8 protein-coding genes are annotated in these 3,727 nt (G+C 62.8%); 7 read left to right on the top strand and 1 reads right to left on the bottom strand.

Annotated features, from left to right (window positions below; translation table 11 throughout):
• Window positions 1-704: ketol-acid reductoisomerase (ilvC, locus tag B3D39_RS00840; protein ID WP_286789291.1), on the bottom strand; the 704-nt coding region annotated here is incomplete at its 3' end.
• A gap of 125 nt (window positions 705-829) precedes the next feature.
• On the opposite strand from ilvC, the gene B3D39_RS00835 reads away from it, so the two are divergent.
• The 7 genes from B3D39_RS00835 to B3D39_RS00805 all read left to right on the top strand — a co-directional run.
• The gene (locus tag B3D39_RS00835) at window positions 830-1,288 is read left to right on the top strand and encodes an Lrp/AsnC family transcriptional regulator (RefSeq protein WP_078520268.1); all 459 of its coding nucleotides are present in this window, start codon (window positions 830-832) and stop codon (window positions 1,286-1,288) included.
• Window positions 1,285-1,746 carry an Lrp/AsnC family transcriptional regulator gene (locus tag B3D39_RS00830; RefSeq protein ID WP_078520267.1) on the top strand — a complete coding sequence of 154 codons (462 nt, stop codon included), beginning with the start codon at window positions 1,285-1,287 and terminating at the stop codon, window positions 1,744-1,746. The genes B3D39_RS00835 and B3D39_RS00830 overlap by 4 nt, the downstream gene beginning before the upstream one ends.
• 138 nt (window positions 1,747-1,884) lie before the next feature.
• Window positions 1,885-2,709, top strand: coding sequence for an urease accessory protein UreD (locus tag B3D39_RS00825; protein WP_414717953.1), 825 nt, complete (start codon window positions 1,885-1,887; stop codon window positions 2,707-2,709).
• Window positions 2,710-2,718: 9 nt separating this feature from the next.
• Window positions 2,719-3,021 carry an urease subunit gamma gene (locus B3D39_RS00820; protein ID WP_075776945.1) on the top strand — a complete coding sequence of 101 codons (303 nt, stop codon included), beginning with the start codon at window positions 2,719-2,721 and terminating at the stop codon, window positions 3,019-3,021.
• A 59-nt stretch (window positions 3,022-3,080) separates the two neighbouring features.
• Window positions 3,081-3,260, top strand: coding sequence for a hypothetical protein (locus B3D39_RS00815; RefSeq protein WP_274962989.1), 180 nt, complete (start codon window positions 3,081-3,083; stop codon window positions 3,258-3,260).
• Window positions 3,261-3,264: 4 nt separating this feature from the next.
• The gene (locus B3D39_RS00810; RefSeq protein ID WP_078520264.1) at window positions 3,265-3,570 is read left to right on the top strand and encodes an urease subunit beta; all 306 of its coding nucleotides are present in this window, start codon (window positions 3,265-3,267) and stop codon (window positions 3,568-3,570) included.
• A partial coding sequence (locus B3D39_RS00805) for a hypothetical protein (RefSeq protein ID WP_286789292.1) occupies window positions 3,570-3,727 on the top strand: 158 nt, incomplete at its 3' end. The genes B3D39_RS00810 and B3D39_RS00805, both read left to right, overlap by 1 nt.

Raw genomic sequence — 3,727 nt, 5'->3', positions numbered from 1 at the left:
ATCAGCTTCACCTCGTGCAGGCACTCGAAATAGGCCATCTCGGGGGCGTAGCCGGCTTCCACGAGGGTCTCGAAGCCCATGCGGATCAGCTCGACGAGGCCGCCGCAGAGAACCGCTTGCTCGCCGAACAGGTCGGTTTCGCATTCCTGACGGAAGTTGGTCTCGATGATGCCCGAGCGGCCGCCACCGATGGCCGAGCAGTAGCTCAGCGCGATGTCCTGCGCCTTGCCGGTCGCGTCGTTCTCGACCGCGAAGAGGCACGGCACGCCGCCGCCCTTGGTGTATTCGCCGCGCACGGTGTGACCCGGGCCTTTCGGCGCCATCATGATCACGTCGATGCCGGGCTTCGGCTCGATCAGGCCGAAATGCACGTTCAGGCCGTGGGCGAACGCGATCGCCGAGCCGTCTTTCAGGTTGTCATGGACGTACTTCTTGTAGGTCTCGGCCTGAAGTTCGTCGGGCATGGTGAACATGATCACGTCGCACCAGGCAGCCGCTTCGGCGATACCCATCACCTGCAGGCCTTCGGCTTCGGCTTTCGCTTTCGAGGGCGAGCCGTCGCGCAGCGCAACGGCCACGTTCTTCGCACCCGAGTCGCGCAGGTTCAGCGCGTGGGCGTGGCCCTGCGAGCCGTAGCCAAGAATGGCGACTTTCTTGTCCTTGATCAGGTTCACATCGCAATCGCGATCGTAATAGACGCGCATGGCGTTCCTCCTTCTTTTCTGAGGCTGAGAATAGAACGTTCTGCGCGAATATGCGTTCAGAAGTTGAGCGTATCTGCTATTGAGGATAAAAGTCATTCGCACTTTTGGATAAAAACGGAAAAACCATGCAGATCGACGATACGGACCGCCGGATATTGCGTCAGATGATGGCGGAGCCGGGTCTCCCCTCGGCCGAACTGGCCGAGCGCGCCGGCGTCACGCCCGCGACCTGTTGGCGTCGGATCGAGAAGCTGCGCGAAGGCGGGGTGATCCGCGGGGAAGAGGCGCTGATCGATTGGCACGCTCTCGGCTGGGCGGTTGAGGTGTCCCTGCGCTTCACCTTGGATAAGACCAACCCGCGCGCTTTCGACGAATTCACCGCCGCCGCGCGAGAGGTCCCGGAAGTCATTGAAATCCAAAGCTTCCTCGGCTCCACCGATATGCGCCTGCAGGTCATCGCCCGCGACATGGCGCATTATCAGGAGATTTACCGCAACCGCATTCTGACCCTGCCGCATATCGCCGAACTCGATGCTCTGATGCTGATCTCGACGATCAAATCCAGCGCGGAGCTGCCGATATGAGCCTCGATCTCGACGATTTCGACCGCCAGCTGCTGCGGGCGCTGAGCCGCGATTCCACGCAGAGCGCGGGCGCGTTGGGGCGCAAGCTCGGGCTTTCTCAGCCGGCGACTTGGCGCCGAATCCGTCGGATGCAGGAGGCGGGCGTGATCGCGGGGCGGCGTGTCATCGTCGATCCCGAGGCGCTGGGGTTCGGCGTGACGGTCTTTCTGGGCGTGAAGCTCGCCGCGAAAGGCCGCGTCAGCCTTGAGGATTTCGAGCGCGCGGTGACCGCGATCCCGGAAGTGCAGCTCGTGCAGCACGTCCTCGGGCTCTTCGATTACCGGCTGCGCGTCACTGCGCGCGATCTGCCCGACTTCGAACGGGTCTTGCGGCGTCGGATCATGACCTTGCCCGGGGTCGGGCAGGTCGAGGCGAATGTGCTGCTCAACGAAGAACGCCGCCCCGGTCCCTTGGGGTGATTCATTACAGTTGAAAAATTGGGCAAATTGCGCGTGAAATGGGCGCAGCTGCCGTTGTGCCTTGGTCAAAGCCAGATCTGCGCGAGCAAGGCATGGACCGCTCCGTTGGTGCGGTTTTGGATCGGGAGGGAGGGACCCATGTTCGACGCGAAAATACAGACTACGGCTGCAGTCGAGATGCAGCGTTCGCGCGGCGTGGCGCGGGCCGCCTTTTCCGGTGCGCGGCTGACTGGCCTCCATCAAAGCGGGTCCGCGAAAGCCATTCTGCCGCGCGTTCCGGGCGCGGCAGAAGTGGTTTTCCTGAATACTTCCGGTGGCTTGGCCTCTGGGGACCGGCTTTCCTACAAGACCGATCTGGAAGACGGCGCGAAGCTCGTGGCGACGACCCAAGCCGCCGAGCGCGCCTATCGCGCCGATGGTGATCAGGCGCAGGTCGAGGTGCATCACAATGTCGGTGCCGGGTGTCATCTCGATTGGTTGCCGCAGGAGACGATCCTCTTCGATCGCTCGAAACTTGTCCGTGACACGACGATTTCGCTGGCCGCCGATGCGTCCTGCATGATGCTCGAGGCGGTGGTTCTGGGCCGGATCGCGATGGGCGAGCGGGTGCAGGACTTGCAGTTTTTCGACATGCGCCGGATCGATCGCGCCGGAAAGCCTGTGTTTTTCGAGCCCTTCTTGCTGAATTCCAACATTTTGGCCAAGGGCGCGCGCAGTGCGGTTCTGGGCGAGGCGCGCGCTTTCGCGACGCTCGTTCTGTGCCAGCAAGGTGCGGAAGACGCGGTGGAGCCCGTACGCGCGGTGCTCGACGAGCCGGGCGTCGAAGGGGCGGCTTCGGGGTTCGACGGCAAATGTGTCATCCGCCTTCTTGCGCAGGATGGTTGGCCGATGCGGCGACAAATTCTACGACTTTTCAATACGTTGCGACGCGGTGAAGCGGCGCCGCGTGTGTGGCAGATCTGAGGGAATACGATGAACCTGACACCGAGGGAAAAGGACAAGCTGCTGATCAGCGTTGCTGCGATGGTTGCGCGCAACCGGCTGGAACGCGGCGTGAAGCTCAATCACCCGGAAGCCATTGCAATCATTTCGGATTTCGTCGTCGAGGGGGCCCGCGAAGGGCGCTCCGTCGCCGATCTGATGGAGGCGGGGGCAGGGGTGATCTCGGCCGATCAATGCATGGAGGGCATCCCCGAGATGATCCATTCCATTCAGGTCGAAGCGACCTTCCCGGACGGCACGAAGCTCGTCACCGTCCACCATCCGATCCGCTGAGATAAGTTCAGCTTATACAGACCGACCCGAAATAAATTTTTCTAATGAAAGGCCGTCCGATGAAACTTCTAGCTGCTCTCGCCGTCCTCGCGCCCACTGCCGCGCTGGCCCATCCCGGCCACAGCGCGGGGAGCACATGGTTCTTCCACGACGGTCCGCTGATCGGGCTGCTTGCGCTCGCAACGGTCGCCTATGTCGGGCCGGAACTGGCGCGCGCGCTGCGTCGCAACAAGGAGTGAGCCGATGATCCCCGGAGAAATCCTGCCCGCGGCGGGCGAGATCACGCTGAATGAGGGCTGCGAGGCGATCACGCTGATGGTCGCCAATACCGGCGACCGCCCGGTGCAGGTCGGCTCGCATTACCATTTCGCGGAGACCAATCCGGGGTTGGAGTTCGACCGGGACGCCGCGCGCGGCTACCGTCTGGACATCGCGGCCGGAACGGCGGTGCGGTTCGAGCCGGGCCAGAGCCGCGAAGTGCGGCTGGTGCCCTATCGCGGCTCGCGTGAAGTCTATGGATTCAATCAGAAAGTTATGGGGGCGCTCTGATGCCGGCTTTGATCTCGCGTAGCACCTATGCCGATATGTTCGGTCCCACCACCGGCGACCGGGTGCGGCTCGCCGATACCGATTTGATCATCGAGGTCGAGCGCGACCTGACCACCTATGGCGAGGAGGTCAAGTTCGGCGGCGGCAAGGTGATCCG

This window comes from Thioclava sp. UBA3469, assembly GCF_002378135.1.
Taxonomy (GTDB): Bacteria; Pseudomonadota; Alphaproteobacteria; order Rhodobacterales; family Rhodobacteraceae; genus Thioclava; species Thioclava sediminum.
Note: the sequence above shows the minus strand (reverse complement) of the source record. Positions and strands in the feature narration are given on the sequence as shown.